The sequence below is a fragment of the Variovorax ginsengisoli genome (assembly GCF_030811835.1).
GTDB classification, from domain to species: Bacteria; Pseudomonadota; Gammaproteobacteria; order Burkholderiales; family Burkholderiaceae_C; genus Variovorax; species Variovorax ginsengisoli_C.
This window is the reverse complement of sequence record NZ_JAUSRO010000006.1, coordinates 266,223-290,522: the sequence shown is the minus strand read 5'-3', so window position 1 is coordinate 290,522 and position 24,300 is coordinate 266,223. Positions and strand designations below refer to the sequence as shown.

Annotated in this window: 21 protein-coding genes and 1 tRNA gene; 17 read left to right on the top strand and 5 right to left on the bottom strand. The window is 64.7% G+C overall.

Going from position 1 to position 24,300, the window contains the following annotated elements:
- The first annotated feature begins 68 nt into the window (after positions 1–68).
- The 10 genes from J2W36_RS11570 (at position 69) to J2W36_RS11525 (ending at position 12,919) form a co-directional block, all read left to right on the top strand.
- Entirely contained in the window at positions 69–986 is a 918-nt protein-coding gene (locus J2W36_RS11570; protein ID WP_307689868.1) for an alpha/beta fold hydrolase, read from the top strand.
- Positions 987–1,118: 132 nt separating this feature from the next.
- A complete protein-coding gene (locus J2W36_RS11565) occupies positions 1,119–4,613 on the top strand; it encodes a response regulator (RefSeq protein WP_307689867.1) in 3,495 nt (1,164 codons plus the stop codon).
- The gene (locus tag J2W36_RS11560) at positions 4,610–5,449 is read left to right on the top strand and encodes a CheR family methyltransferase (protein ID WP_503169903.1); all 840 of its coding nucleotides are present in this window, start codon (positions 4,610–4,612) and stop codon (positions 5,447–5,449) included. Before J2W36_RS11565 ends, J2W36_RS11560 begins: the two co-directional genes overlap by 4 nt.
- Complete coding sequence (locus tag J2W36_RS11555) at positions 5,446–6,051, top strand: chemotaxis protein CheB (protein ID WP_307689866.1); 606 nt, start codon at positions 5,446–5,448, stop codon at positions 6,049–6,051. Before J2W36_RS11560 ends, J2W36_RS11555 begins: the two co-directional genes overlap by 4 nt.
- Complete coding sequence (locus tag J2W36_RS11550) at positions 6,041–7,267, top strand: hybrid sensor histidine kinase/response regulator (RefSeq protein WP_307689865.1); 1,227 nt, start codon at positions 6,041–6,043, stop codon at positions 7,265–7,267. Before J2W36_RS11555 ends, J2W36_RS11550 begins: the two co-directional genes overlap by 11 nt.
- A 65-nt stretch (positions 7,268–7,332) precedes the next feature.
- A protein-coding gene (gene prfB / locus J2W36_RS11545; protein ID WP_307689864.1) for a peptide chain release factor 2 occupies positions 7,333–8,437 on the top strand; the annotation gives its coding sequence in 2 pieces (ribosomal slippage) (positions 7,333–7,413 and positions 7,415–8,437; 1,104 coding nt in all).
- Between the two features lie 2 nt (positions 8,438–8,439).
- Positions 8,440–9,123, top strand: a complete 684-nt coding sequence (locus J2W36_RS11540; protein WP_307689863.1) for an HAD family hydrolase — start codon at positions 8,440–8,442, stop codon at positions 9,121–9,123.
- The gene (gene pepN, locus J2W36_RS11535) at positions 9,107–11,800 is read left to right on the top strand and encodes an aminopeptidase N (RefSeq protein ID WP_307689862.1); all 2,694 of its coding nucleotides are present in this window, start codon (positions 9,107–9,109) and stop codon (positions 11,798–11,800) included. The genes J2W36_RS11540 and pepN overlap by 17 nt, the downstream gene beginning before the upstream one ends.
- Positions 11,801–11,821: 21 nt before the next feature.
- Complete coding sequence (locus J2W36_RS11530) at positions 11,822–12,832, top strand: class 1 fructose-bisphosphatase (protein ID WP_307689861.1); 1,011 nt, start codon at positions 11,822–11,824, stop codon at positions 12,830–12,832.
- An 11-nt stretch (positions 12,833–12,843) separates the two neighbouring features.
- Positions 12,844–12,919, top strand: a tRNA-Thr gene (locus tag J2W36_RS11525).
- An 879-nt stretch (positions 12,920–13,798) separates the two neighbouring features.
- On the opposite strand, the gene J2W36_RS11520 is transcribed toward J2W36_RS11525, so the two are convergent.
- Positions 13,799–14,497 (bottom strand): hypothetical protein, encoded by a 699-nt coding sequence (locus tag J2W36_RS11520; RefSeq protein WP_307689860.1) that lies wholly within the window; start codon positions 14,495–14,497, stop codon positions 13,799–13,801.
- Between the two features lie 208 nt (positions 14,498–14,705).
- On the opposite strand from J2W36_RS11520, the gene J2W36_RS11515 reads away from it, so the two are divergent.
- The 4 genes from J2W36_RS11515 (at position 14,706) to J2W36_RS11500 (ending at position 18,769) form a co-directional block, all read left to right on the top strand.
- Positions 14,706–15,353 (top strand): recombinase family protein, encoded by a 648-nt coding sequence (locus J2W36_RS11515; RefSeq protein ID WP_307689859.1) that lies wholly within the window; start codon positions 14,706–14,708, stop codon positions 15,351–15,353.
- A gap of 117 nt (positions 15,354–15,470) precedes the next feature.
- Positions 15,471–16,418 carry a lipopolysaccharide kinase InaA family protein gene (locus J2W36_RS11510; RefSeq protein WP_307689858.1) on the top strand — a complete coding sequence of 316 codons (948 nt, stop codon included), beginning with the start codon at positions 15,471–15,473 and terminating at the stop codon, positions 16,416–16,418.
- 19 nt (positions 16,419–16,437) lie between these two features.
- Positions 16,438–17,412 (top strand): VWA domain-containing protein, encoded by a 975-nt coding sequence (locus tag J2W36_RS11505; RefSeq protein WP_307689857.1) that lies wholly within the window; start codon positions 16,438–16,440, stop codon positions 17,410–17,412.
- Between the two features lie 7 nt (positions 17,413–17,419).
- The gene (locus J2W36_RS11500; RefSeq protein WP_307689856.1) at positions 17,420–18,769 is read left to right on the top strand and encodes an adenylosuccinate synthetase; all 1,350 of its coding nucleotides are present in this window, start codon (positions 17,420–17,422) and stop codon (positions 18,767–18,769) included.
- A gap of 4 nt (positions 18,770–18,773) precedes the next feature.
- On the opposite strand, the gene J2W36_RS11495 is transcribed toward J2W36_RS11500, so the two are convergent.
- The 4 genes from J2W36_RS11495 to msrA all read right to left on the bottom strand — a co-directional run bounded on the left by J2W36_RS11495 (position 18,774) and on the right by msrA (position 22,421).
- The gene (locus J2W36_RS11495; RefSeq protein WP_307689855.1) at positions 18,774–19,142 is read right to left on the bottom strand and encodes a DUF1488 family protein; all 369 of its coding nucleotides are present in this window, start codon (positions 19,140–19,142) and stop codon (positions 18,774–18,776) included.
- Positions 19,143–19,257: 115 nt separating this feature from the next.
- Positions 19,258–21,333, bottom strand: a complete 2,076-nt coding sequence (locus J2W36_RS11490) for a TonB-dependent receptor (protein ID WP_307689854.1) — start codon at positions 21,331–21,333, stop codon at positions 19,258–19,260.
- Positions 21,334–21,407: 74 nt separating this feature from the next.
- The gene (locus J2W36_RS11485; RefSeq protein ID WP_307689853.1) at positions 21,408–21,824 is read right to left on the bottom strand and encodes a hypothetical protein; all 417 of its coding nucleotides are present in this window, start codon (positions 21,822–21,824) and stop codon (positions 21,408–21,410) included.
- Between the two features lie 39 nt (positions 21,825–21,863).
- Complete coding sequence (msrA, locus tag J2W36_RS11480; RefSeq protein ID WP_307689852.1) at positions 21,864–22,421, bottom strand: peptide-methionine (S)-S-oxide reductase MsrA; 558 nt, start codon at positions 22,419–22,421, stop codon at positions 21,864–21,866.
- 104 nt (positions 22,422–22,525) lie between these two features.
- Between msrA and J2W36_RS11475 the strand changes: the two genes are divergently transcribed.
- Genes J2W36_RS11475 through J2W36_RS11465 form a run of 3 tightly spaced genes read left to right on the top strand, consistent with a single transcriptional unit; the run spans position 22,526 to position 24,285 of the window.
- Entirely contained in the window at positions 22,526–23,200 is a 675-nt protein-coding gene (locus J2W36_RS11475; RefSeq protein ID WP_307689851.1) for a TetR/AcrR family transcriptional regulator, read from the top strand.
- A gap of 40 nt (positions 23,201–23,240) precedes the next feature.
- Positions 23,241–23,933, top strand: a complete 693-nt coding sequence (locus J2W36_RS11470; protein ID WP_307689850.1) for a protein-L-isoaspartate O-methyltransferase family protein — start codon at positions 23,241–23,243, stop codon at positions 23,931–23,933.
- Positions 23,934–23,946: 13 nt separating this feature from the next.
- Positions 23,947–24,285, top strand: coding sequence for a rhodanese-like domain-containing protein (locus tag J2W36_RS11465; RefSeq protein ID WP_307689849.1), 339 nt, complete (start codon positions 23,947–23,949; stop codon positions 24,283–24,285).
- Positions 24,286–24,300 lie beyond the last annotated feature (15 nt).

Sequence of the window (24,300 nt, the reverse complement as noted above, 5' to 3'; positions counted from 1 at the left end):
CGACGCGCGCGCAACGCCCTGTCCCGTGGGTGGCGCCCGCCACGCGCCGGTCTTCGTATGATGAGCCGATGTACGCGCCCCGCCTGCCCTCCCGCCAAGAATTCGTCCCTGTGCGCCAGCTCAGCTACCACGTCCGGCTGTGGGGTGAGCCCTCGGCGGCCGAGCCGCCACTGGTGCTCCTGCATGGCTGGATGGACGTCGGCGCATCGTGGCAATTCGTGGTCGATGCGCTCCAGCGCGGGCGTTTCATCGTCGCGCCCGACTGGCGTGGCTTCGGCCTCACGCACGGCGGCCCGGTCGACAACTACTGGATGCCCGATTACCTGGCCGACCTCGAGTGGCTGCTCGACCACTACGCGGGCGACCGCCCCGTCGACCTGGTCGGCCACAGCATGGGCGGCAACATTGCGATGCACTACAGCGGCGTGCGGCCCCAACGCGTGCGCAGGCTGGTCAACCTCGAGGGCTTCGGCATGCCGAGGCTCGAGCCAGACGAAGCACCGGCCCGCTACGGCAAGTGGATCGACGAGCTCAAGCGGCTGCACAGCGGCGGCATGGCGCTCGCCAGCTACGACACAGTAGACGGCGTGGCACGCAGGCTGCGCAAGACCAACCCACGGCTGGACGCCGACAAGGCCCAATGGCTGGCCACCCACTGGTCGCAGACGCATGCCGACGCCGACGGCCAGCAGCGCTGGGAGATCCTGGGCGACGCGGCCCACAAGATCATCAACGCCAACATCTTTCGCGTCGACGAAACACTGGCGCTGTATGCCCGCATCACGGCCCCACTGCTGGCGGTCGAGGCCTCCGACGACAGCCTGGCGGGCTGGTGGAAAAACCGCTACTCGCTCAACGAGTACCACGAGCGCCTGGCCTCGGTGGCCGACGTCCGGATCGAGGTCGTACAGGACGCCGGGCACATGCTGCACCACGACCGGCCAGCGCGCGTGGCCGAACTGATCGAGGACTTCCTGGCAAGCTGAACGGAGAGCTCCACCAGAAGCAGCGCCAAAAAGGGGCACCGTAGTTGCCGGAGCAGCGCGCGGCGTTATCCGACAGAAACGTTCGGTTGCATCGTGCAGACTGGGAAGGTTTTGCTCAACCCGTCCCCTGCCATGAACTCTGCGCCAGCCATCGACCCTCGCGACTTTCAGAAACTGCTGAGCCGCAACGTCAAGCTGCCGCTGTTCGGCGGCCTGCTGGGCGCCGTCACCTTCGTCGCACTCATCTTCTACCTGCTGTCGGTGATTGGCTGGGTCGAGCACACCGACCGCGTCACCCGCATGGCCGCCGAGGTGCAACGCCGCAGCATCGACATGGAAACCGGCATGCGCGGCTTCCTGATCACGGGCACCGACAGCTTTCTCGCGCCCTATGAAAGCGCGGAGACGCGCATCCTCCCCGACCTCGAGTCGCTGCGCAAGCTGGTGTCCGACAACAGCGCGCAGGTCGAGCGCGTCGAACGGATCATCGCGCTGCAGACTGCATGGCTGGCCTATTCCCGCGAGGTGATCGCCATGCGTCGCAGCAGCGGCGACTACCAGCAGGCGCTGGGCAGCGGACGCGGCAAGCGCCTGACCGACGAAATGCGCGGCGAGTACGCCAACTTCATGGACACCGAGCAAGCACTGCGTTTCCAGCGCAATGCGGAGGCCAACCGCACCAGCATGATGGTGATCGGCCTGTTCCTGTTCTTCACCCTCACGCTGACCGGCCTGCTCGCCTACTTTGGCCGGCGCCAGCTCGTGCGTCTGTCGGAGAGCTACAACGGCGTGCTGCAACGGCAGAACGCCCATGCCGAAGTGCTGCAACACCAAGCCTGGCTGCGCAGCGCGCAGACCGAGCTCGTCGGCGACCTCGTGGGGGAGTTCAGTGCGGAAGAGCTCGGCCAGAAAATACTGGCGTTCTTCAGCCGCTATCTGGGCAGCGCCGTGGGTGCGATCTACGTTCGCGAACGCGACGGCTCGTTGCGACGCACCGCCAGCTACGGCTTCACACCGAAAGCGCAGGCCGTGCCTTCCTCGTTTGGCCCGAACGAGGGCCTGGTCGGGCAGGCGGCGACCGAGCGCAGGTTGATGGTGGTCGAACCGGTGACGGCCGATTACCTCAAGGTCAATTCCGGTCTCGGTGACATGGCTCCACGCGCCGCGGTGCTGATGCCGGTCGGCAACGATGGCCGCATCAATGCAGTGGTCGAGCTTGGCCTGCTTCAAGCCCCGGACGAGCGCGCACGCGCGCTGCTCGAACTGCTGGCGCCCAGCATCGGCAACTCGGTGGCCGCAGTGCGCTACCGCGAGCAACTGCAGGACGTGCTGGCCGAAACGCAGCAACTCAACGAAGAATTGCAGGTTCAGCAGGAAGAGCTGCGCACCGCCAACGAAGAGCTCGAGGAGCAGTCGCGCGCACTGCGCGTGTCGCAGGCCACCCTAGAGAACCAGCAGGCCGAACTGGAGCAGACCAACAACCAGCTCACCGAACGCACCGAAGCGCTCGACCTGCGCAATGCGGCCCTGCGCCGTGCACAGATCGAACTCGAGGAGCGCGCCGACGAGCTGCAACGCGCCAGCCGCTACAAGTCGGAATTCCTGGCCAACATGTCGCACGAGCTGCGCACACCGCTCAACAGCGCGCTCATCCTCTCCAAGCTGCTGAGCGACAACCCCCACGGCAACCTCAACACCGAACAGGTGAAATTTGCCGAGTCGATCCACTCCTCGGGCAACGATCTGCTGGTGCTGATCAATGACATCCTGGACATCGCCAAGGTCGAGGCCGGCAAACTCGAACTCGTGACCGAGCGTGTCCCCCTGCGGGTGCTGACCGACAGCCTGGCGATGACCTTCACGCCGCTGGCCCGGCAAAAGCAGCTTGGCTTGCGCGTCGACGTGGCGGCCGATGCCCCCGCCACGCTCTTCACCGACCGCCAGCGCGTTGAGCAGGTCCTCAAGAACCTGCTGTCGAACGCACTCAAGTTCACCGACCGCGGCGAGGTTTCGCTGGTGGTCACGGCGGCAGCCGACGGTGGCGCGGACTTTGCGGTCACCGATTCCGGCATCGGCATTCCCGAGGCGCAACAGGAGGTCATCTTCGAGGCCTTCCGCCAGGCCGACGGCACCACCAGCCGCCGCTATGGCGGCACCGGCCTGGGCCTGTCGATCTCGCGGGACCTCACCCATCTGCTGGGTGGAACGCTGAGCGTGCGCAGCACGCCCGGACAAGGCAGCACCTTCACCCTGCATCTGCCTGCCGAGGTCCCGAGCCAAGTCGCAGCCGTGCCTGCCGGCACGGCCTACCGCGCACCGGCCGTGCCACGCAGTGCGCCACGGGCACCCGCCGTCGTGCCCCCGGCCGCCGGCACGCCGTCACACACGCCTGCGCCGCAAGCGCCCCAGTTCGCCGACGACCGCGCACTTCCGCGCGACCAGGCGCGCCGCGTCCTGGTGATCGAGGACGAACCGCAATTCGCACACATCCTCTACGACCTGGCACATGAACTCGGCTACCGCTGCCTGGTCGCGCACGGTGCGGCCGATGGCTTCAGCCTGGCGCTGGAGTTCATCCCCGACGCGATCCTGCTGGACATGCGGCTGCCCGACAGCCCCGGCCTGGACGTGCTGCAACGGCTCAAGGACGAGCCGCGCACACGCCACATCCCGGTGCATGTCGTGTCCGCGCAAGACCACGCCGAGGCCGCCTTGCACATGGGTGCCATCGGCTACGCGCTCAAGCCGACGTCGCGCGAGCAGCTCAAGGACGTCTTCAAGAAGTTCGAGGAGAAACTCACACAGAAAGTCAAGACCGTGCTGCTCGTGGAAGACGATGCGGTCCAGCGCGATGCCGTGGAGCGACTCATCGGCGACGACGACGTGGCGATCACCGCGGTGGAGTCTGGCGAGGAAGCACTCGAGCTTCTGCGCAACCGCGTGTTCGACTGCATGATCACCGACCTGCGCCTGCCCGACATGCAGGGCAGCGATCTGCTCAAGCGCATGGCGACCGAAGAAATCTGCTCCTTCCCGCCTGTCATCGTCTATACCGGGCGCAACCTCACACGCGATGAAGAGGCCGAACTGCTTCGTTACTCGCGCTCCATCATCATCAAGGGCGCGCGCTCGCCAGAGCGGCTGCTCGACGAGGTCACGCTGTTCCTGCACAAGGTCGAAGCCGACCTCTCCACAGAACGCCAGACCATGCTGAAGACGGCACGCGGGCGCGACCGCGCGCTCGAAGGACGGCGCATCCTGCTGGTCGATGACGACGTGCGCAACATCTTCGCGCTCACCAGTGCGCTGGAGCAGCGCGGCGCGACCGTGGAGATTGGCCGCAATGGCCGCGAAGCGCTTGAAAAGCTCGACCAGGTGCGCGACATCGACCTCGTGCTGATGGACGTGATGATGCCGGAGATGGACGGCCTGGAAGCCACCCGGCGCCTGCGCCAGGATCCGCGCTTTGCCACGCTGCCGGTGATTGCCGTCACAGCCAAGGCCATGAAGGACGACCAGGAGCAGTGCCTGGCCGCAGGCGCGAGCGACTACCTGGCCAAGCCGGTCGATCTCGACCGGCTGTTCTCGCTGCTGCGGGTGTGGATGCCCAAGATGGAGCGCCTGTGAAGCCTGTCGACCCGGGTACGCCACCGAGTGCCACCGACATCGAGCTGCGGCTGTTGATGGAGGCGATCTACCTGCGCTACAGCTACGATTTTCGCGACTACACAGGCGCGTCGCAAAAGCGGCGCGTGCTTTATGCGCTGCAGCAGCTGAATCTGCCCCACATCTCCGCGCTGCAGGAGCGCGTACTGCGCGACGCCGCACTCTTCGGGGAATTGCTGCAATACCTGACCATTCCTGTGAGCGAGATGTTCCGCGACCCCCCCTACTTTCTCGCACTGCGCGAACAGGTGGTGCCGGTGCTGCAGACCTACCCGTCGCTCAAGATCTGGATCGCGGGTTGCAGCACGGGCGAAGAGGCCTACTCGATGGCCATCCTGCTGCGCGAGGAAGGACTGCTGTCGCGCACCCAGATCTACGCGACCGACATCAACCCGACCTCGCTGGAGAAGGCGCGCCAGGGCATCTTCCCACTGGAAGCGATCCGCAGCTACACCACCAACTACCAGCGCTCGGGCGGCCGGCGCGCATTTTCCGACTACTACACCGCCGCCTACGACGCCGCGCGCTTCGACCCCTCGCTGTGCGCCGACGTGATCTTTGCCGACCACAGCCTGGCCACCGACAGCGTGTTTGCGGAAACCCATCTGGTGTCATGTCGCAACGTGCTGATCTACTTCAACCGCTCGCTGCAGGACCGCGCGCTGGGCCTGTTCCACGAATCCCTGTGCCATCGCGGCTTTCTGGGCCTGGGCTCCAAAGAGAGCATCGACTTCTCCGCTTATGCCCAGCGCTTCGACACCCTGGCGCGCGCCGAGCGCATCTATCGCAAGGTATGACGACGGCCAGCGCCCTCTCCTTGCTGCGTGGGGTCGATGCGGTCGTCATCGGTGCGTCGGCGGGCGGCATCGACGCGCTGCTGGTGCTGCTCGATGACCTGCCGGCGCGCTGGCGGCTGCCGCTGGTGGTGGTCATCCATCTGCCCGAGGCGCACGAGAGCCGTCTTGCCGAGGTGTTCCGCCAGCGCATGCGCGTACCGGTCTGCGAAGCGCAGGACAAGGCCCAGGTTGCGGCCGGTACCTTGCACTTCGCGCCGCCGGGGTACCATCTGTCCATCGAGCGTGGCGGTGTGTTCTCGCTGAGTTGCGAGCCACCCGTGCGCTGGTCCCGCCCTTCGATCGATGTACTGATGACGTCGGCCGCCGACGCCTACGGTGCGCGGCTGGCCGGCATGATCCTCACAGGAGCCAACGACGACGGCGCCGAAGGACTGATGCAGATCCATCGCGCAGGTGGCCTGACGGCCGTGCAGTCGCCCGAAGAAGCCCAGGTCGACACCATGCCGCGAGCCGCCATGACGCGCCACATTCCCACCCATGTGCTGCCGCTGCGTGCGCTCCACACCCTGCTGCTGCAATTGGATAACCTCCATGCCCATTGAAGTCGAAAGCAAGCTGCTGATCGTCGACGACCTGCCGGAAAATCTCCTGGCGCTGGAAGCGCTCATTCGTGCGCCCGCGCAGCCGGTATTCCAGGCCACCTCCGCTGAACAGGCGCTCGACCTGCTGCTGGAAAATGAATTCGCGCTGGCGATCCTCGACGTGCAGATGCCGGGGATGAACGGCTTCGAACTCGCCGAGATGATGCGCAGCACCGAACGCACGCGCCATATTCCGATCATCTTCGTGAGTGCCGCCGGCCGTGAGCTGAACTACGCCTTCAAGGGCTACGAGAGCGGCGCGGTCGACTTCCTGCACAAGCCGCTGGACGCGCATGCGGTGATCAGCAAGGTCAACGTGTTCGTCGACCTGCATCGCCACCGCAAGGCACTGCGCCACGAAATGGATGCGCTGGCCGAGCTGCACCGCCAGCAGGAAACGCTGGTCGAACAGCTGAAGGCCACGCAGCGCGAACTCGAGCGCGCCGTGCGCATGCGCGACGATTTCATGTCGATGGTCTCGCACGAGCTGCGCACGCCGCTCAACACGCTCTATCTCGAGACGCAGGTGCGCAAGCTGCATCTCTCCAAGGCCAACCTGGCCCCCTTCGCGCCCGACAAGCTGCCCGCGATGATCGAGCGCGACCAGCGCCAGATCCAGAACATGGTGCGCCTGATCGACGACATGCTCGACGTCACCCGCATGCGCAGTGGGGCGCTGTCGATCCAGCCCAAGCTGTTCGACCTGTCCCTGCTCGCGCAGCGCGTGGTCGAAAGCCTCGCCCAGCAGGCCGAGGCCGCGGGCGCCGAATTCCGCCTGGACGCGCCTGCGCCGGTGCACGGCATCTGGGACGAGTTCCGCATCGAGCAGGTGATCACCAACCTGCTGACGAACGCCCTGCGCTATGGCGGCGCTCACCCGATCGACGTGACGGTGCGCGGCGACGAGCATGGCGCCTGGCTGTCCGTGCGCGACCAGGGCATTGGCGTCGCGCCCGAAGACCAGGCCCGCATCTTCGAGCAGTTCGAGCGCACGGCCGACAGCCGCAAGCACGCGGCCGGCCTGGGCCTGGGCCTGTACATCACGCGCCAGATCGTGCGGCTGCACGGCGGCGAGATCCAACTCGAAAGTGCGCCCGGCCAAGGTGCCGTCTTCACCGTCGAATTGCCGCTGCAGGCGCCTGATGCGGCCCAGAACGGACACGACGCGTCCTCATGAGCGGCCATGCCTTGGCGGGCATGAGAAAATTGGCGTTTTTCCCCGAACACAGTCAGGACACCCCCATGGACGCAGAACAAATCAACCAAATTGGCGCATTGCTGGCAGACCTGAGCGCACGCACCCTCGAGTTACGGGGGTATCTTTGACTACGATGCCAAAGCTGAACGACTGAGGACAGTCAACGCATCGCTCGAAGATCCGAGCGTCTGGAACGACCCGAAGAAGGCCCAGGAACTCGGCCGCGAGAAGAAGTCGCTCGACGACGTCGTGGTCACGCTGGACCGGCTCACCAGCGGTCTGTCGGACAACACCGAGCTCTACGAGATGTCCAAGGAAGACGGCGACATGGACGGCCTGCAGGCCATCGCCGACGACGCGGCCCTGCTCGAAGCCGACATCAAGCAGCTCGAATTCCGCCGAATGTTCAACAACCCGGCCGATCCGCTGAACGCCTTCGTCGACATCCAGGCCGGCGCCGGTGGCACCGAGGCCTGCGACTGGGCCAGCATGCTGCTGCGCCAGTACCTGAAGTACGCCGAGCGCAAGGGCTTCAAGACGCAGATCGAAGACGAGACGGCGGGCGACACCGCGGGCATCAAGGGCGCGACCATCAAGGTCGAGGGCGACTACGCCTTCGGCCTGCTGCGCACCGAAACCGGCGTGCACCGCCTGGTACGCAAGTCACCTTTCGACTCGTCGGGCGGCCGCCACACCAGCTTCGCCAGCATCTTCGTGTACCCGGAAATCGACGACTCGATCGAGATCAACATCAACCCGGCGGACGTGCGCACCGACACCTTCCGTGCCAGCGGCGCGGGCGGCCAGCACATCAACAAGACCGACTCGGCCGTGCGCCTGACGCACATCCCGACCGGGATCGTGGTGCAGTGCCAGGACGGCCGCAGCCAGCACAGCAACCGCGACGTGGCGTGGAAGCGCCTGCGTTCGCGCCTGTACGACTTCGAGCTGCGCAAGCAGCAGGAAGCGCAGCAGAAGCTGGAAGACACCAAGACCGACGTCGGCTGGGGACACCAGATTCGCAGCTACGTGCTGGACAACAGCCGCATCAAGGACCTGCGCACCAACGTTGAAGTGTCGGCGACGCAGAAGGTGCTCGACGGCGACCTGGACGTGTTCATCGAAGCCTCGCTCAAGCAGGGGGTGTGAGCATGCGTGCCGCCCGCGTGGAAGCGCTGATCTTCGACATGGACGGCACCATGGTCGATTCGATGCCCTGGCACGCCAGGGCCTGGACCGAATTTGCGCGCCGTCGCGCCATGGTGCTCGACGTGCCCGACCTGATGCGCCGTACCACCGGGCGAACGGCGTTCGAATGCGCATGCGAACTGATGGGCCGCGAGGTGAGCGAAGCCGAAAGCGCGCAGATCACCGACGAGAAGGAAACGATCTACCGTGAGCTCTTCGGTGCGGCCTTCGCCGAAGTCACGGGCTTTCGCGCGTTTGCCGCCAAGGCCGCCGCGCGTGGCCTGAAGATCGCGGTGGGTACGGCGGGCGACCGCCACAACATCGCGTTCGTGATGTCGCGCCTGCAGATGAGCCCGCTGCCGCTGGCCATGGTGGGCGGCGACGAAAAGCTGCCCGGCAAGCCCGAGCCTGCGATCTTTCTCGAAGCGGCCCGGCGCATCGGCGTCGCGCCCGAAAATTGCATCGTGTTCGAAGATGCACCCTTCGGCATCGAAGCGGCACGGCGCGCCGGCATGCGTGCCGTCGCCGTCTGCACCACCCACACCCCGGCCGAACTCGCGGGGCCGCACGTGATGGCGGCCGTGCGCGACTACGAAGAACTGGCCATTTCGAACTTTCTGGAGACTCTCGATGTTGCAACAGCGTGATGGACAAGGCCAGCCCGTGGCGATCCGCCGTGAGGACTACACCGCACCGGCCTGGTGGATCGACACCGTCGAGCTGACCTTCGACCTGGACCCGAGCAAGACGCGCGTGCTCAACCGCATGCGCCTGCGCCGCAACCCCGACCAGCCCACCGGCGCACTGCGCCTGGATGGCGAGGAACTCAACCTGGCGCGCGTGCTGGTCGACGGCCAGGGCGCCTCGTTTCGCATGGAGGCTGGTCAGCTGGTCATCGACAACCTGCCTGAAGCCTTCGAGCTGGAGATCTTCACGACCTGCTGCCCGGTGAAGAACACCAAGCTCATGGGCCTTTTCGTGAGCCAGGACACCTTCTTCACCCAGTGCGAGGCCGAAGGCTTTCGCCGCATCACGTACTTCCTCGACCGTCCCGACGTGATGGCGAACTACACGGTGACACTGCGCGCCGACAAGACCGCCTATCCGGTGCTGCTGTCGAACGGCAACCTCGTCGACAGCGGCGACCTGCCCGACGGGCGCCACTTTGCCCAATGGGTCGACCCGTTTCGCAAGCCGAGCTACCTGTTCGCGCTGGTTGCCGGCAAGCTGGTCGCACGCGAGCAACGCATTCGCGCGCGCAACGGCAAGGAACACCTGCTGCAGGTGTTTGTGCGCGCGGGCGACCTCGACAAGACCGAGCATGCGATGACCTCGCTGATCCACTCGGTGCTGTGGGACGAGGCGCGCTTCGGCCTGCCGCTGGACCTCGACCGCTTCATGATCGTCGCGACCAGCGACTTCAACATGGGCGCGATGGAAAACAAGGGCCTGAACATCTTCAACACGAAGTACGTTCTGGCCAACCAGGCGACCGCCACCGACGCCGACTACAGCAACATCGAGAGCGTGGTCGGCCACGAGTACTTCCACAACTGGTCGGGCGACCGCGTGACCTGCAGGGACTGGTTCCAGCTCTCGCTCAAGGAAGGCCTGACCGTCTTTCGCGACCAGGAGTTCAGCATGGACCTGTGCGCCGATGCATCGGCGCGCGCAGTCAAGCGCATCGAGGACGTGCGGGTGCTGCGCACCGCCCAGTTCCCCGAAGACGCGGGTCCGATGGCACATCCGGTGCGCCCCGACAGCTACTTCGAGATCAGCAACTTCTACACCGTCACCATCTACGAGAAGGGTGCGGAGGTCGTTCGCATGATGCAGACCCTGGTGGGCCGCAAGGGCTTCGAGCGCGGCATCACGCTGTACTTCGAGCGCCACGACGGCCAGGCCGTGACCTGCGACGATTTCGCGCAAGCCATCGCCGACGCCAACCCCGACTCCGAGCTCGCGCGCCTGCTGCCGCAGTTCAAGCGCTGGTATGCGCAGTCGGGCTCGCCGCGCCTGCTGGCGCATGGCAGCTACGACGCCGAGGCGCGCAGCTACACGCTGGCGTTCGAGCAAAGCTGCCCGCCCACGCCGGGCCAGTCGCACAAGGAGCCCTTCGTCATTCCGGTGAATGTCGGGCTGCTGTCGGAAGACGGCCGCGAACTCCCGCTGCAGCTCGAAGGCGAAGGCCAGGCCACGGCGGGCACGCGCACGCTGGTGCTCACCGAGGCCAGCCAGCGCTTCGTCTTCACCGGCCTCGATGCCGCGCCGGTGCCTTCGATCCTGCGTGGCTTCAGTGCGCCGGTGGTGCTCGACTTCGCGTACACCGATGCGCAGTTGCTGACGCTGCTGGCCAACGACATCGACCCGTTCAACCGCTGGGAAGCCGGCCAGCGCCTGGCACTGCGCAGCGCGATCCAGGCGATCACGGATTCAGCACCTGTCGGAAACGCCGTACTCGACGACGCCTACATCGCCGCCATGCGCAGCGTGCTGGGTGATACCAAGCTCGACGCCGCGTTCAAGGAGCTGGTGCTCACGCTGCCGTCGGAAACATACATCGCCGAGCAACTCGACGTGGTCGACCCGCAACGCGTGCATACGGTGCGTGAAGCGATGCGCCTGCAGCTGGCCACCGCGCTGTTCGCCGAGTGGGAGCAGGCCTATGACGCCAACCAGGACACGGGCGCGTACACGCCCGATCCGCTGTCGGCGGGGCGCCGCGCCCTGGCCGGCATGGCGTTGGTCCACCTGTGCCTGGCCGCCTGCGCCTCGGGCGATGCGGTGTGGCCGGGCCGCACGCTGCAGCGCTTCAAGGATGCGGGCAACATGACGGACCGCTTCAACGCGCTCAACGCGCTGGTGTCTTCGGGCCATGCATTGGCCGCCCCGGCGCTCGCACGCTTTCACGCGATTTTCAAGGACGAGGCGCTGGTCATCGACAAGTGGTTCTCGCTGCAGGCCGGTGCGCCCGACCGTGGAGGCAATGTGCTGCCGCTGGTCAAGCAGCTCATGAAGCACCCGGACTTCTCCCTGAAGAACCCCAACCGCGCCCGCAGCGTGATCTTCAGCTACTGCAGTGCCAACCCAGGCGCCTTCCATCGCACCGATGCGGCGGGCTACGTGTTCTGGAGCGACCGCGTGATCGAGCTGGACGCGCTCAACCCGCAAGTCGCGGCGCGTCTGGCACGTGGCCTCGACCGCTGGAACAAGCTGGCCGAACCCTACCGCAGCGCCGCGCGCGAAGCCATCATGCGCATCGCCGCCAAGCCCGACCTGAGCAAGGACACGCGCGAAGTCGTGACCCGCGCGCTCGCCGGCTGACCTCTTTTCAGAAAGGAACCCATGGCTCAACAGAAGATTTCACTTACCCGCTACCTCGTCGAGCAGCAGCGCGCCGACGGGTTGATTCCCGGCCAATTGCGCCTGCTGCTCGAAGTGGTCGCGCGCGCCTGCAAGAGCATCAGCATGGCCGTCAACAAGGGCGACCTGGGCGGCGTGCTCGGCTCGGCCGACAGCGAGAACGTGCAGGGCGAAGTCCAGAAGAAGCTGGACATCATCGCCAACGAAGTGCTGATCGAAGCCAACGAATGGGGCGGTCATCTCGCCGCCATGGCCAGCGAGGAGATGGACAGCATCTACGTGGTGCCCAACCGTTACCCGCAGGGCGAATACCTGCTGCTGTTCGACCCGCTCGATGGATCGAGCAACATCGACGTCAACGTGAGCATCGGCACCATCTTCAGCGTGCTCAAGAAGCCCGACGAACACCCCGGCGTGCAGGAGGCCGATTTCTTGCAGGCCGGCGCCAAGCAGGTGGCGGCCGGCTACTGCATCTATGGGCCGCAAACCACGCTGGTGCTGACGGTGGGACACGGCGTGGCCATGTTCACGCTCGACCGCGAGCAAGGCAGCTTCGTGCTGACCAAGGAAGACATCCAGATTCCGGCAGACACCAAGGAATTCTCGATCAACATGAGCAACATGCGCCACTGGGATGAGCCCGTGAAGCGCTACATCGACGAATGCCTGGCCGGCAGCGAAGGCCCGCGCGCCAAGGACTTCAACATGCGCTGGATCGCCAGCATGGTGACCGACGTGCATCGCATCCTCATGCGTGGCGGCATCTTCATGTACCCGTGGGACAAACGCGAACCCGGCAAGCCAGGCAAGCTGCGGCTCATGTACGAAGCCAACCCGATGAGCTGGCTGGTCGAACAGGCGGGTGGTGCGGCCACCAACGGCCGTGACCGCATCCTCGACCTGCAGCCGACCAAGCTGCATGAACGGGTGAGCGTGATTTTGGGATCAAAAAACGAGGTCGAGCGCGTAACCAGCTACCATAATCCGCTATAATTGAAGGCTTAGCCGGTGTAGCTCAGTCGGTAGAGCAGCTCATTCGTAATGAGAAGGTCGGGTGTTCGATTCATCTCTCCGGCACCATTTTTGATAGCCATATCAAGCACTTAAGCCATCCCTCGGGATGGCTTTTTTGTTTCGTGCCGGGGCCGCACTTCAGCCATGCCCTCCTCCCTAGCGCATCAGGCACGAGCCACTGATCTTCCTCAGTGGTTCCGAACACCGAGTACGTCACGACTGGATTTGAGCGCATCCAGCCCCGGGCTTCAAACCAAGGGCTTTCGGAATATTTCGCCTCGTCCTAGAACAATTCGCCCTATGTGGCGACATGCCGCCTGTATTCACTGGGACTTCATCCTTCAACTCGTCAAGGCAGAGGGAGCATTTCCCAGTCAGTCTTCATCGGGCGGCTGGTACGGCTCATGACCTATTTCTGGTACGACCCATATTCGTCTTCATTGGATGCGCACGATGGGCTTGCCAAGTGCGGCAGGATGCAGAGCCGCGAAGCGTCCTTACGACTACACGTAAACCAATCCAATCGATTTGAAGATTGAATTCCGCATGAATTTGCCACCGTGATCAGCTTGACCGCGCGGTGGCTTATTTTTTATCCGCCAGGAATATAACCAAGCCCGCGCGTGCAGCCACGGGAATTCAAAAACTGGGCATGCTCGCATGCGTCCTGCACCATCAGCAAGGGCTACTGACACAGGATGATGCAAGCACGCATCACAGCATCTCACTCATGCATCACGCATGAAAATCCCGGATTTCTTTTGCAATCTTCTTCATATTTGCTAATTGTACCTGGCCGCAGGATCGGCAGATATAGAGGGCTTTTCTGCGAAAAATCAATCGCATCCACCAGGATCGAGGTATGCGTTCCAAATAATGAGTTGCACAATTGCATCGAAAAATCATTTTTACCTAGATATTATCTTTAACACTTGAAGGAGTAATTCAATTATTTTTTGCCTCATATTCTCGAAAATCTCTCGTGGATCGCAAATAAGCACCATGCTTCAAACCAATCCCATAAATCTCAATAAGTGAAGATCTAGGCCAGTAAGACCATTCTTCGTTATCAGAAATATCAGGCTCACCTTGCATTCCACCCACCGTCTGGATGCCGGCCATGAGCCCTTGGATATAGATGTCCAATGCGGGATCTGAAGGCAGCGTGCCCTTCAATTTCATGCTTATCAACTTTTCAGCATCTGTGATGCACAGGCACATCCGCTGCTGAAACGACAAGGTCGGGTTGGGCAGGGGCATGCGTCTCAGGGCAAACGCACAAGCCTTGCTGCCGGGATTCGCCAGATGGAACGGGAGCGCAACGAAAAGGCCCGTCGCAAAGCACAGCGTTGCCCACGCCATCGACTGCAAGTTCGCCCTGAGGCAGATGGCGACAAAAGCCCCCCCCGCGACCGCCCAACAGTTGCAACAAAAAATCTCAAAAGCAACGGTCGCGCGCTCCCCTGAAGGGAGCGTTTGGGTGCAGATGACACCCAGCACCACGAAGAGGAGATGCAGTGCGGGAGGTACCACCCCATCCACCGTCGCGGACGTCAGCAGCAGACTTGAAAGGCCCAGGGAGATCAGGCTGACGGTGAAGCACCCCGCCGCACAGAGCACCACTGCCGAGGCCTGTGCGCCCATCGTGCCAGTCGCGGCGTCAACCGTATCCAAGTTGTCACGAAGCCTGACAAGTTCGAGGCACAAAGGGTCCCTTGCGCCATGCTCAGAATCACAGCGGAGAATTGATCCCCGCTCCTCTACACCACAGCGGCAAGGCAGATGAAGAACTGTGAAGGCAAAAAGGACCCCTTTTGTCAACTATTTCCTACAAATGAGGAATAAAGTTCTCGTGCTTTCCGACCCCACTCCTCTTTCTCAGAATTCCTCGCAAATGAAGATTGGTTACGCGCGCGTGTCCACCGAAGAGCAGCATCTCGACCTCCAAATCGCTGCCCTTGAACGCGCTGGATGTAACAAGATATTTACAGATCAAGGTGTTTCTGGCGCAGTTTTCTCCAGGCCTGGCTTGGATCGCACCCTTCAGCGCATCCAGCCGGGAGGCATGCTGGTGGTCTGGAAACTGGATCGACTGGGGCGCTCTTTGCAGGGGCTCGTCCAGCTTGTCGACGCACTCGGCCAACGCGATGTCCAGTTCGTTTCGCTCTCCGAACACATCGACACGACCTCTCCGGGTGGGAAGCTCTTTTTCCACATGATGGCCGCGCTGGCTGAGTTTGAAAGGTCGCTGATCAGCGAGCGCACGCGTGCGGGCATGGCGGAGGCACGGGCGCAAGGACGCCCCCTCGGTCGCCGAGCCGCGCTCTCCCTGCAGCAGCAACAAGCCGCCCACAACGCAGTCGAGATCGACGGCCTTTCGATCAACGAAGTGGCCAAACGCTACGAAATTCACCCTCGCACACTTCGGCGCTACATCGGTGCCCGGGTGCCCGCCGCCCCTCACGTCCTGTCAGATCCAGGTCCGCCACCTCATCAATGAGACCTGATGCGGGCTCAACGTGCCCACGGCGGCACAGGTACCTCGGCGTTCGTGGGGGGCCGCGTCAAACCGGTATCCTTGACCGTGTCATTGCCCGACCGCCTTTGCACTGCCCCGATGCTCACCCTCACCGCTGTCCTCTGCCCTCAATGCGCGGCACCGTTGCCGCGCGCGGCGCGCTGGCGCACGGTGCAATGTGCCTACTGCGGTGCCACCGTCATGCGCGGCGAGGAGCGCGTCGAGCGAAAGGATTTCCGGAATGCCTGGCTGCGTGCCGAGGCCGAAGCGGCCTCGGGCCAGGCCTATCGCTGGCGGCAGGCCAACTACCTGGTGAAGGCGCTGGTTGGCAAGGGTCCACACTGCGATGTGCTGTTGGCCGAACGGCTGGGCGCGGTGCACGAACGCGTAACGATGAAGATCGCCCGCGATGCCGGGCATCGCGACGCGCTCGCCCAAGAGTTGCAGGTGCTGTCGGCGCTCCAGGCCATTCAGGCGCCCGGTGCCGCGTACTACACGCGCCGCCTGCCGCAGCCGGTGGGGGCCGGCCGTGCCGATGGCGGTGCAGGCGACCTGCGAGATGCGCTGGTGCTGCGCCATCCAGCTGGCTATTGGGGGAGCCTGGCCGACGTGATGCAGACCCAACCCCGCGGCATCGATCCGCGCCATGCGGTGTGGATCTGGCGCCGCATGCTCGAAGTCCTGGGCTTCCTGCATGCCAACGGCTGGTCGCACGGCGACATCGCACCGGCGCATGCACTGGTGCACCCGCACGATCACGGCATTCTGTTGATCGGTTGGCGCCAGGCGCGCCAGGGCCATGCAGCGGCGCATGCCGAAGCCGTGGCCCGTGACCTGCGCCAGAGCGCCTGGACTGTGCGGCTGCTGCTGCAGGACACCCGCGCGCCCGCACCACTCGCCGACCTGCTGCACGCATGCAGCGACGATGTGCAGGCCTGCATGCGGCTGGGTGCCACGGGCATCGAGGCTGCACTTTCCGGCGCCGCACGCGCTGCTTTCGGCGCGCCGCAATTCGTCCGTTTCGATCCCGCGCCGCCCGGCGCCTGAACCTCAGAGGAACAAGTCCATGGGCTACGGAAATTACTCACATGCCGCACACGCTGCACTGGTCGCCGATCGCGCGACACAGTCGGGCGACGAAGTCTTCACGCAGCGCGGCACGCATCCGCTGATGAATCCACGCGGCCTGAAGGTGCGCGAATCGCGCGACAACGCAGACCATCCGAACTCGCTGGCCGTTGTCTTCGCACTGGACGTCACCGGGTCGATGGGCGACATCCCACGGATCCTCGCAACACGCGAGCTGCCGACCTTCATGAAGCTGCTGACCGAATGCGGCGTCGCCGACCCGCAACTGCTGTTCATGGCCATCGGCGACGCCACGTCGGACAGCGCCTCGCTGCAGGTCGGCCAGTTCGAATCGACGGCCGAGCTGATGGACCAGTGGCTGACCTGGAGCTACCTGGAGGGTGGCGGTGGCGGCAGCGGCGAAGAGAGCTACGAACTTGCGTTCTACGTGCTGGCACAACACACCGACACCGACTGCTGGGCCAAGCGCAAGAAGCGCGGCTACCTGTTCATGACGGGCGACGAGCTGCCCTACCCGGCCGTCTCGCGCCACCAGATCGAGTCCCTCATCGGCGAGAAGCTCGACGAGGACATCCCGATCGAAGAAGTGATCGCAGCCGCCGCCGAAAGCTACCACCTGTTCTTCCTGATCCCCGACGCGCAGCGTCGGCGTCGCTGCGAAGCGCGCTGGCGCGAACTGCTGGGCGACCATGTGATCTGCCTCGACACTCCCGACGATGCCTGCGCCGTGGCCGCGGGCATCGTCGCGCTGACCGAACGTGCCGCGCCGAGCCTCGATGCGCTCACGAAGGTCATGGCCGCGCACGGCACGCCGCCCGCACGGATCGCGACGGTGGCGCATGCGCTGGAAGCCTATGCCGAACTGCTCGACCCGAACGCACCCCAGCGTGTTCATCGCAGCACGAGCGGCGCCACCGGCCCCAGCAGTTGGTGGAAAAAACTGTTCGGTTGACGACGACGTGGCAAGCGGCCTGACCCGCTACCTCTCGCTGCTGGGGCTCGGCTTCGGCGATTGCGGCAAGGGACTCTTTACCGACCATCTCTGCGACGACGGCGCCACCCACACGGTGGTGCGATTCAACGGCGGCGCGCAGGCTGGCCACAACGTGGTGCGACCGGATGGGCGGCACCATACGTTTTCACAGTTCGGCGCCGGCAGCTTCCACCACGGCGTGGCCACCGTGCTGGCGAGCCCGGTGGTGGTGCATCCGACGGGCCTGTTGGCGGAGAACGAATACCTCCGCCGCGCCGGTATGGTGGATGCCATGTCCCGCCTGTGGATCGATGCACGCTGCAAGGTCACCACGCCCTTTCATCAGGCCGCGGGCCGCCTGCGCGAATGGGCGCGCGGCCCGCAGGCCCATGGGAGTTGCGGCGTGGGCGTGGGCGAAACGGTCCGGCATGCGCTGGCGCACCCCGAGGCGGCCCTGCGCTACGGCGATCTGCCTCATCGCGCACACGCACTCGGAAAACTCGACGCCATCCGCACTGCGTTGCAACAGGAATTCGCGGAAGTGACACCCGGGGATAAAGCGGGGTTCGCGGAGCGTGCGCTCCTCGGCGATGCCGACTTGGCCGCGCGCTGGTTGGACGCGCTGCAGCCCTGCATCGCGCAATCGCCCCCGGCTGAGGGAGCGGCCATCGCACAGCGGCTGACCCTGCCCGGACGCGTCGTGTTCGAGGGCGCACAAGGAGTACTGCTCGACGAGTGGCATGGCTTTCACCCGCACACCACCTGGAGTTCGATCTCGACCCACGCCGTCGACGCCGTGCTATCGGACCTGGGCATCGACGCGCGCGTGCAGCACCTGGGGGTGCTGCGCAGTTACCTGACGCGGCACGGTGCCGGGCCGCTTCCGACCGCCGACCTCGCACTGGATGCGCTCGCAGAGCCGCACAACGCGGACGCCGGCTGGCAGGGCCGCTTTCGCCGCGGCCACCCCGACGCCGTGCTGCTGCGCTACGCATTGAAGTCGGTGGGACCGCTCGACGGGCTGCTGGTGAGCCATCTGGATGCGATCGATACGGCAGCCGGTTTGCACTGGTGCGAAAGCTATGAAACGGCCGATGTGGAAACTTCGCTGACCACCCTGCCATGGCAGCCTGCGCCTGACCTGGCGCATCAACAGGCGCTCACCGCCCTGCTCCAGCGGGTCACGCCGCGCTACGAAAGACAACGCATTGCATCGGCCCTGCAATGGATCGACCGTGCGCAAACAATTTCGGGGTTGCAGGTACTGTTGGGTTCGTTCGGTCCAACAACGGCCCACGTACAACGGCTGAGTGGGCCCGTATCGTGGTGGCTATAGCGACCTACGCAGCCAGCGCCGTGCGCCACCCCATGCCGACGGAAGCCCGCGCGCGAGGCGCTGCGGCAATCACCTGTGGAATTACCACGCCCATGACGCCACCCCGGATGCCTACGGCATCGAAATCCATCGTCTGGAGCACGATCGGTTGTTGCGAATTGGCGCGATAGCGGGCGATGGCCATCTCGTTGATACGGTCGGCATGCCTGTCGTAGGCTGCCAGCAGCGTTGCGCCATCGCCGCTGGCGCCAAACAGATCACGAAGCGGGTCCTCGCTGATTTGCGCGATCACCCGCGCACCATCGTCGCCGTCGGGGTAGATGGCAAACCGCACGGTCGCCGTATCAAAACAGAATATCGCTTCGCGTGTCATGGTGTGTCTCCGTTTTTGGTGTGCAACTATTTCACGAAAGTGGTGCGCACCAACTCCGGTCAGACACGCGAGCGAATGTCGGCAGCCTCCTACAGCACCCGTGCTGAACGGAGCCTCAGAAGGTCGCGCGCAGACCCACCTTGAGTGAGCGGCCCGGCTGCGGCGCGGCCGGATAAACGGTCGTTGTCAGGATCGACGTCGCGCTGTAGGCCAGCTTGTTCGTGAGATTGTCCAGGCGCGCATACCAGGTGAGCGTGGCGCGCTCGACCTTCATGCGATAGGTCAGCGCCGCGTTCCACAGCGTGTAGCCCGCGGTTTCCCTGTCACCGATCGACGGTACGCGGTGTTGCGCGGCATAGCTGTCGAAGCCGAACCGGCCGGTCCACGGGCCATCACCATAGGCCAGCGTCGCGCCCACGCGCAGTGGCGCAATGCGAGGCAGTGGTTCGCCGGTGTCGGTGTTGGTCGCGCGCACCACGTCCCCGCGCCATTCGAGGTCGAGCGTGCTGCCGTCGGCCGAGCGCGTGAAGCCGTTGCTGCCCATCAGGCGCTGCTTGCCAGTGGCCTCGATGCCGACAAAGCGTGCACGCACGCCGCTGTACGCGTATTCGGCCAGGCCGCCATCGGCGCCAGCGGCCACCGGTGCGCCTTCCTCGTCGAGCGTACGGCCCGTCGCCGTCAGTCCGATGTAGTTGTCGAAGCGCGTCACATAGGCGTTCACACGGGCGTTGTTGGGACCAGACTTCCATTCCGCGCCAAGGTCCAGTCCCAGTGACTTCTCCTTCTTGAGTTCTGCGTCACCCACTTCCCATGCGGCCGTGGCCACGTGCGGGCCGTTGGCAAAGAGCTCGTAGTCCTTGGGCGCGCGCTCGGTGTAGGCGATGTTGGAGGTGAGCTGCCATTGCGGCGCCAGATTCACCAGCGCACCGAGGGCGGCACTGTGGGGGTTGAAGCTGCGTTCGCCCGTGGCAAAGCGCGTGATCGACAGGTCGTCCGGATAGCCGAAGGACGTGACCTTCGTCTGCTCGGTGCGCGCGCCGAAACTCAGGCGCCCCCAGGAGGTGCTCAGTTCTTCATGCAGGAACAGCGCGTTCGACACGGTGCGGCTGTGCGGTGCGAACGCCTCCTCGCCATCGGCGGAGAAGTTACCGCGCTCACTGCTCAAGCCGATCAGACCCTCGACGTTGCCGATCTTGCGATGCCGCGCCTCGATGCGAAGGTCGTCGCTTTTGTTGGCGAACACCGTGCCCGGCTCGCCCCCTTCGTACTCGGTATGTTGGTAGTCGGTGCGGTTGAGCTTGGCATGCACACTGGTGAAGAAGCCGCCCGGCCGCCACTCGCCCTCGAGCGCATAGCGATCGGATTTCATGCCGATGGTCACGTCGTCCTCGGCCACGGTGCCATAGGTGCTGCGGTAGCTGCTCGCCGATGCGCCGATCCAGCCCTGGTCGAAGAACAGCGTGCCACCGATGGCGCCGCCGTGGGCACTGTTGGCGGAATTGCAGATCTTGCGCGCCAGCCCGGGTGAGCCGGGCTTGGCGCATTCGAGATCGATGGGCACCGACACGTCGTCGGACTTGCGGTCGAAGGCATCGACGTGCAGCGCATAGCGGTCATTGCCACCTTCGAGCACGACACCGCCGGACTTTTCCTTGTTGCCCGTCGCATAGCCCAGGTCGGCCCGGCCGCCGAAGCCGTTGATCGGCTCGGTCGGAATGCGGTTGTCGATGACGTTGACCACGCCGCCCACAGCGCTGCCTCCGTACTGCAGCGCCGACGGCCCCCGCAGCACTTCAAGGCGCTCGGTCACCAGCGCGTCGACTGGCACGGCGTGGTCGTAGCTCAGCGCCGAGGCGTCGGGCGCAGCGCCACCGTTCTGCAGGATGCGGATGCGGTCACCGTCCTGGCCTCGGATGATCGGACGGCTGGCATTGGGGCCGAAGTAGCTGCTGCTGACGCCCGGCAGCGTATTGAGCGTCTCACCGAGCGTCGACGTGCTGCGCAGCAGCAGTGCGTCGCCCTGGAGCGTGTCGACTGGCGCGATGACATCGGCGGCACCAAGCGGATTGCCGGTGACGGTGATCTCCTTGAGGTTGCCGGTGGGCGGGTTGTCGGCCTGCGCGTGCACAGCCAGGGAGAGAAAGGACAAGGCGGCAACGGCCAGCGCGTTGCGACGAAAAATGGAAGACATGATGAAAACTCGTTGAATCGATAGGCGACACACCGCCACCCCTGCACGGGGTGCGGCGAATCGGACTGGGGACTTCAGCGAGAAAAGGGCGGGCCGCGCGCGTCGAACAGCGCGACCCAGCGGGCCAGCACTTCACCTTCGAACCAGGCGAAGGTGGCGGCCGGCAGGAACACCGGCAAGGCAACGAACGGCACGGATGGCATGGCGCTGCCGTGCGCGAGCTGGTCGTACAAACGACAGTCGGCTTCGCTGTGGTGTCCGCCGAACAAGGCAAGCACGCCGTGGGCGGCAGGTGCCGGATGCGAGGCATCGCCCGACGGCGACGCGGTGACCGGCGCGCCTCCACGCGCGGCCGCCGCTGCGGCCTTGAGACCGGGCACATGCATCGTCTGGTGCATCAGGCCCAGCGTGGCGGCGAGCCATACCGCAAGCGCCAGCACCACAAAGAGCGCGGGCGAGCGGCGGCGGGCGGGAACAGTCGTCAGATGCACGAAGGAAAAAATGCGAAAAGGCGGGACGTGGGCAGGCGCTCAGGCCTTCACGCGTGCCTTGAAGGTCTTCTGGAACTTCTCAACCTTCGGGCCGACCACGAAAGCGCAGTAACCCTGATTCGGGTGGTTGAGAAAGTAGTCCTGGTGATAGTCCTCGGCCGTCGAATAATCGGCCAGCGGCACCACCTCGGTCACGATCGGTGCGCCGTAGGTGCCGCTTTCGCCGATCTCGCGGATCACCGCGTCGGCCACTTCGCGCTGCGCCTCGTTGCCGTAGTAAATGCCGCTGCGGTACTGCGTGCCCACGTCGTTGCCCTGGCGGTTGAGCGTGGTCGGGTCATGGATGACGAAGAAAATCTCCAGCACCTCGCGCAAGGAGATCACGGCCGGATCGAACTGCACCTTGACCACTTCGACCACACCCGTGCGGCCCGTGCAGACCTGCTCGTACGTAGGGTTCCTGACCTGGCCATTGCTGTAGCCGGACTCCACGTCGATCACGCCTTGCACCCGGTCGAACACGGCCTCGGTGCACCAGAAGCAGCCACCACCCAGAACGATGGTTTCGATCGACGATGACGAGGCGGGTGTGGACATGGGAGGCTCCAGCAAGTAGCAAAGGGAACAGTGCGTATTGTCGCGGCTTGACGGGCAGGAAGCAGCTGACTACATTACTAACCCGTCAGTCATTAAAACTTCCCGTGGTCACTCCTCGCCGTTTTCTCAGCGACAAGCTCTGTCCCGTGCGCGCCAAGCGCGAACGGCGCAAGGAGGCGCGTCCGGGAGAGCTGATCGCTGCGGCACTCGACCTGTTCGTGGAGAAAGGCTTTGCGGCGACCCGCGCGGAAGAAGTGGCCGCGCGCGCGGGCGTGTCCAAAGGCACGCTGTTCCTTTACTTCAAGAACAAGGAAGAGCTCTTCAAGGCGGTGGTCACCGAGAACCTCTCGGGTCGTTTCACCGAGTGGAACAAGGAGTTCGAGGTGTTCGAGGGCAGCACCAGCGACATGCTGCGCTACTGCATGCGCGTGTGGTGGGAACGGGTGGGTTCGACCAAGGCCTCGGGACTGACCAAGCTGCTCATGAGCGAAGGGAGCAATTTCCCGACGCTCGCCGAGTTCTACCGCCAGGAGGTCGTTCGCCCTGGCCATGCCCTGGTGCGTCGCATCCTGCACCGTGGGATCGACAGCGGAGAGTTCGCGCCGGTCGATGTCGATCACGCCATCTATGCCGTCATCGCGCCCATGATGTTCCTGATGCTGTGGCAGCACTCGACGCCCATGTGCATCGACGGTCAGGCGGTGCTCGACCCCGAAACCTTCATCGCGGTGCAGACCGAGATCGTGCTGCGGGGCCTCAGTGCGCGGCCGAGCGCCTAAAATTGAAGGTTTGTCCTGCGCCCATCACGGAAAAAGCCCCATGACCACCCACGCCCCTGCCTCCCTCGAACGCCTGCGCTTCAACATGATCGAGCAACAGATCCGTCCCTGGGATGTGCTCGACCTCGATATCCTCGACCAGCTCGCAGTGATGCGCCGTGAGGACTACGTGCCAGAGGCACACCGCGCGCTGGCGTTCTTCGACATGGAAATCCCGTTGGACGGCAGCGGCGTCGGCTCGCTCCCAGGCCAGACCATGCTGTCGCCCCGCGTGGAAGCACGCACGCTGCAAGACCTTCACGTGCAAAAGCACGAGTCCGTGCTCGAAATCGGCACCGGCTCCGGCTTCATGGCTGCGCTGCTGGCCTACCGCGCCGCCAGCGTGCTGTCGTTGGAAATCGACCCCACGCTGGCCGCCCGCGCTGCCCAGACACTGGCGCGCAATGGCGTGACCAATGTCGAGGTACGCAATGCCGACGGCGCCACGCCGCTGCCCAGCGGTCCGAGCTTCGACGTGATCGTCCTCAGCGGCTCGGTCGCTCGCATTCCCCAGAATCTGCTCGGTTCGCTGAAGATCGGCGGCCGACTGGCAGCCATCGTCGGTGACGAGCCCATGATGCGCGCCACCTTCGTGACCCGCGTGAGCGAAAGCAAGTGGGACACCCTGCAGCCCTGGGACACGGTCGCCCCGCGCCTGCTGGGTTTCCCCGAGACGCCGCGCTTCAACTTCTGAAGCAGGCACGCCCATGATCGACCAAGTCCGCCCGGCCGACGTTGCCGCCTGGTTTGCACAAGACGGCGACGCACAGCCGGTGCTGCTCGACGTGCGCGAGCCGTGGGAACTGCAGACCGCCAGCGTGGTGCCGCAGGGCTTCGCACTCGTCGCCATCCCGATGAACGAAATTCCTGACCGCCTGGCCGAGCTCGACCCCGGCCAGCGCATCGCCTGCCTGTGCCATCACGGCGCGCGCAGCCAGCGCGTAGCCGCCTTTCTGACGCAGAACGGCTTCGAGCAGGTGGCCAACGTGGCGGGCGGTATCGACGCCTGGTCGGCCACGCACGACACCGCCGTTGCGCGCTACTGACCTTTCCCCAGGACT

Coding starts and splice junctions, on each gene's coding strand:
- msrA (WP_307689852.1), bottom strand. CDS start 22,421: ATGTCCACACCCGCCTCGTCATCGTCGATCGAAACCATCGTTCTGGGT.
- J2W36_RS11565 (WP_307689867.1), top strand. CDS start 1,119: ATGAACTCTGCGCCAGCCATCGACCCTCGCGACTTTCAGAAACTGCTG.
- J2W36_RS11550 (WP_307689865.1), top strand. CDS start 6,041: ATGCCCATTGAAGTCGAAAGCAAGCTGCTGATCGTCGACGACCTGCCG.
- J2W36_RS11490 (WP_307689854.1), bottom strand. CDS start 21,333: ATGTCTTCCATTTTTCGTCGCAACGCGCTGGCCGTTGCCGCCTTGTCC.
- J2W36_RS11520 (WP_307689860.1), bottom strand. CDS start 14,497: ATGGGCGCACAGGCCTCGGCAGTGGTGCTCTGTGCGGCGGGGTGCTTC.
- J2W36_RS11510 (WP_307689858.1), top strand. CDS start 15,471: ATGCTCACCCTCACCGCTGTCCTCTGCCCTCAATGCGCGGCACCGTTG.
- J2W36_RS11465 (WP_307689849.1), top strand. CDS start 23,947: ATGATCGACCAAGTCCGCCCGGCCGACGTTGCCGCCTGGTTTGCACAA.
- J2W36_RS11570 (WP_307689868.1), top strand. CDS start 69: ATGTACGCGCCCCGCCTGCCCTCCCGCCAAGAATTCGTCCCTGTGCGC.
- J2W36_RS11540 (WP_307689863.1), top strand. CDS start 8,440: ATGCGTGCCGCCCGCGTGGAAGCGCTGATCTTCGACATGGACGGCACC.
- J2W36_RS11505 (WP_307689857.1), top strand. CDS start 16,438: ATGGGCTACGGAAATTACTCACATGCCGCACACGCTGCACTGGTCGCC.
- J2W36_RS11555 (WP_307689866.1), top strand. CDS start 5,446: ATGACGACGGCCAGCGCCCTCTCCTTGCTGCGTGGGGTCGATGCGGTC.
- J2W36_RS11470 (WP_307689850.1), top strand. CDS start 23,241: ATGACCACCCACGCCCCTGCCTCCCTCGAACGCCTGCGCTTCAACATG.
- J2W36_RS11495 (WP_307689855.1), bottom strand. CDS start 19,142: ATGACACGCGAAGCGATATTCTGTTTTGATACGGCGACCGTGCGGTTT.
- pepN (WP_307689862.1), top strand. CDS start 9,107: ATGTTGCAACAGCGTGATGGACAAGGCCAGCCCGTGGCGATCCGCCGT.
- J2W36_RS11530 (WP_307689861.1), top strand. CDS start 11,822: ATGGCTCAACAGAAGATTTCACTTACCCGCTACCTCGTCGAGCAGCAG.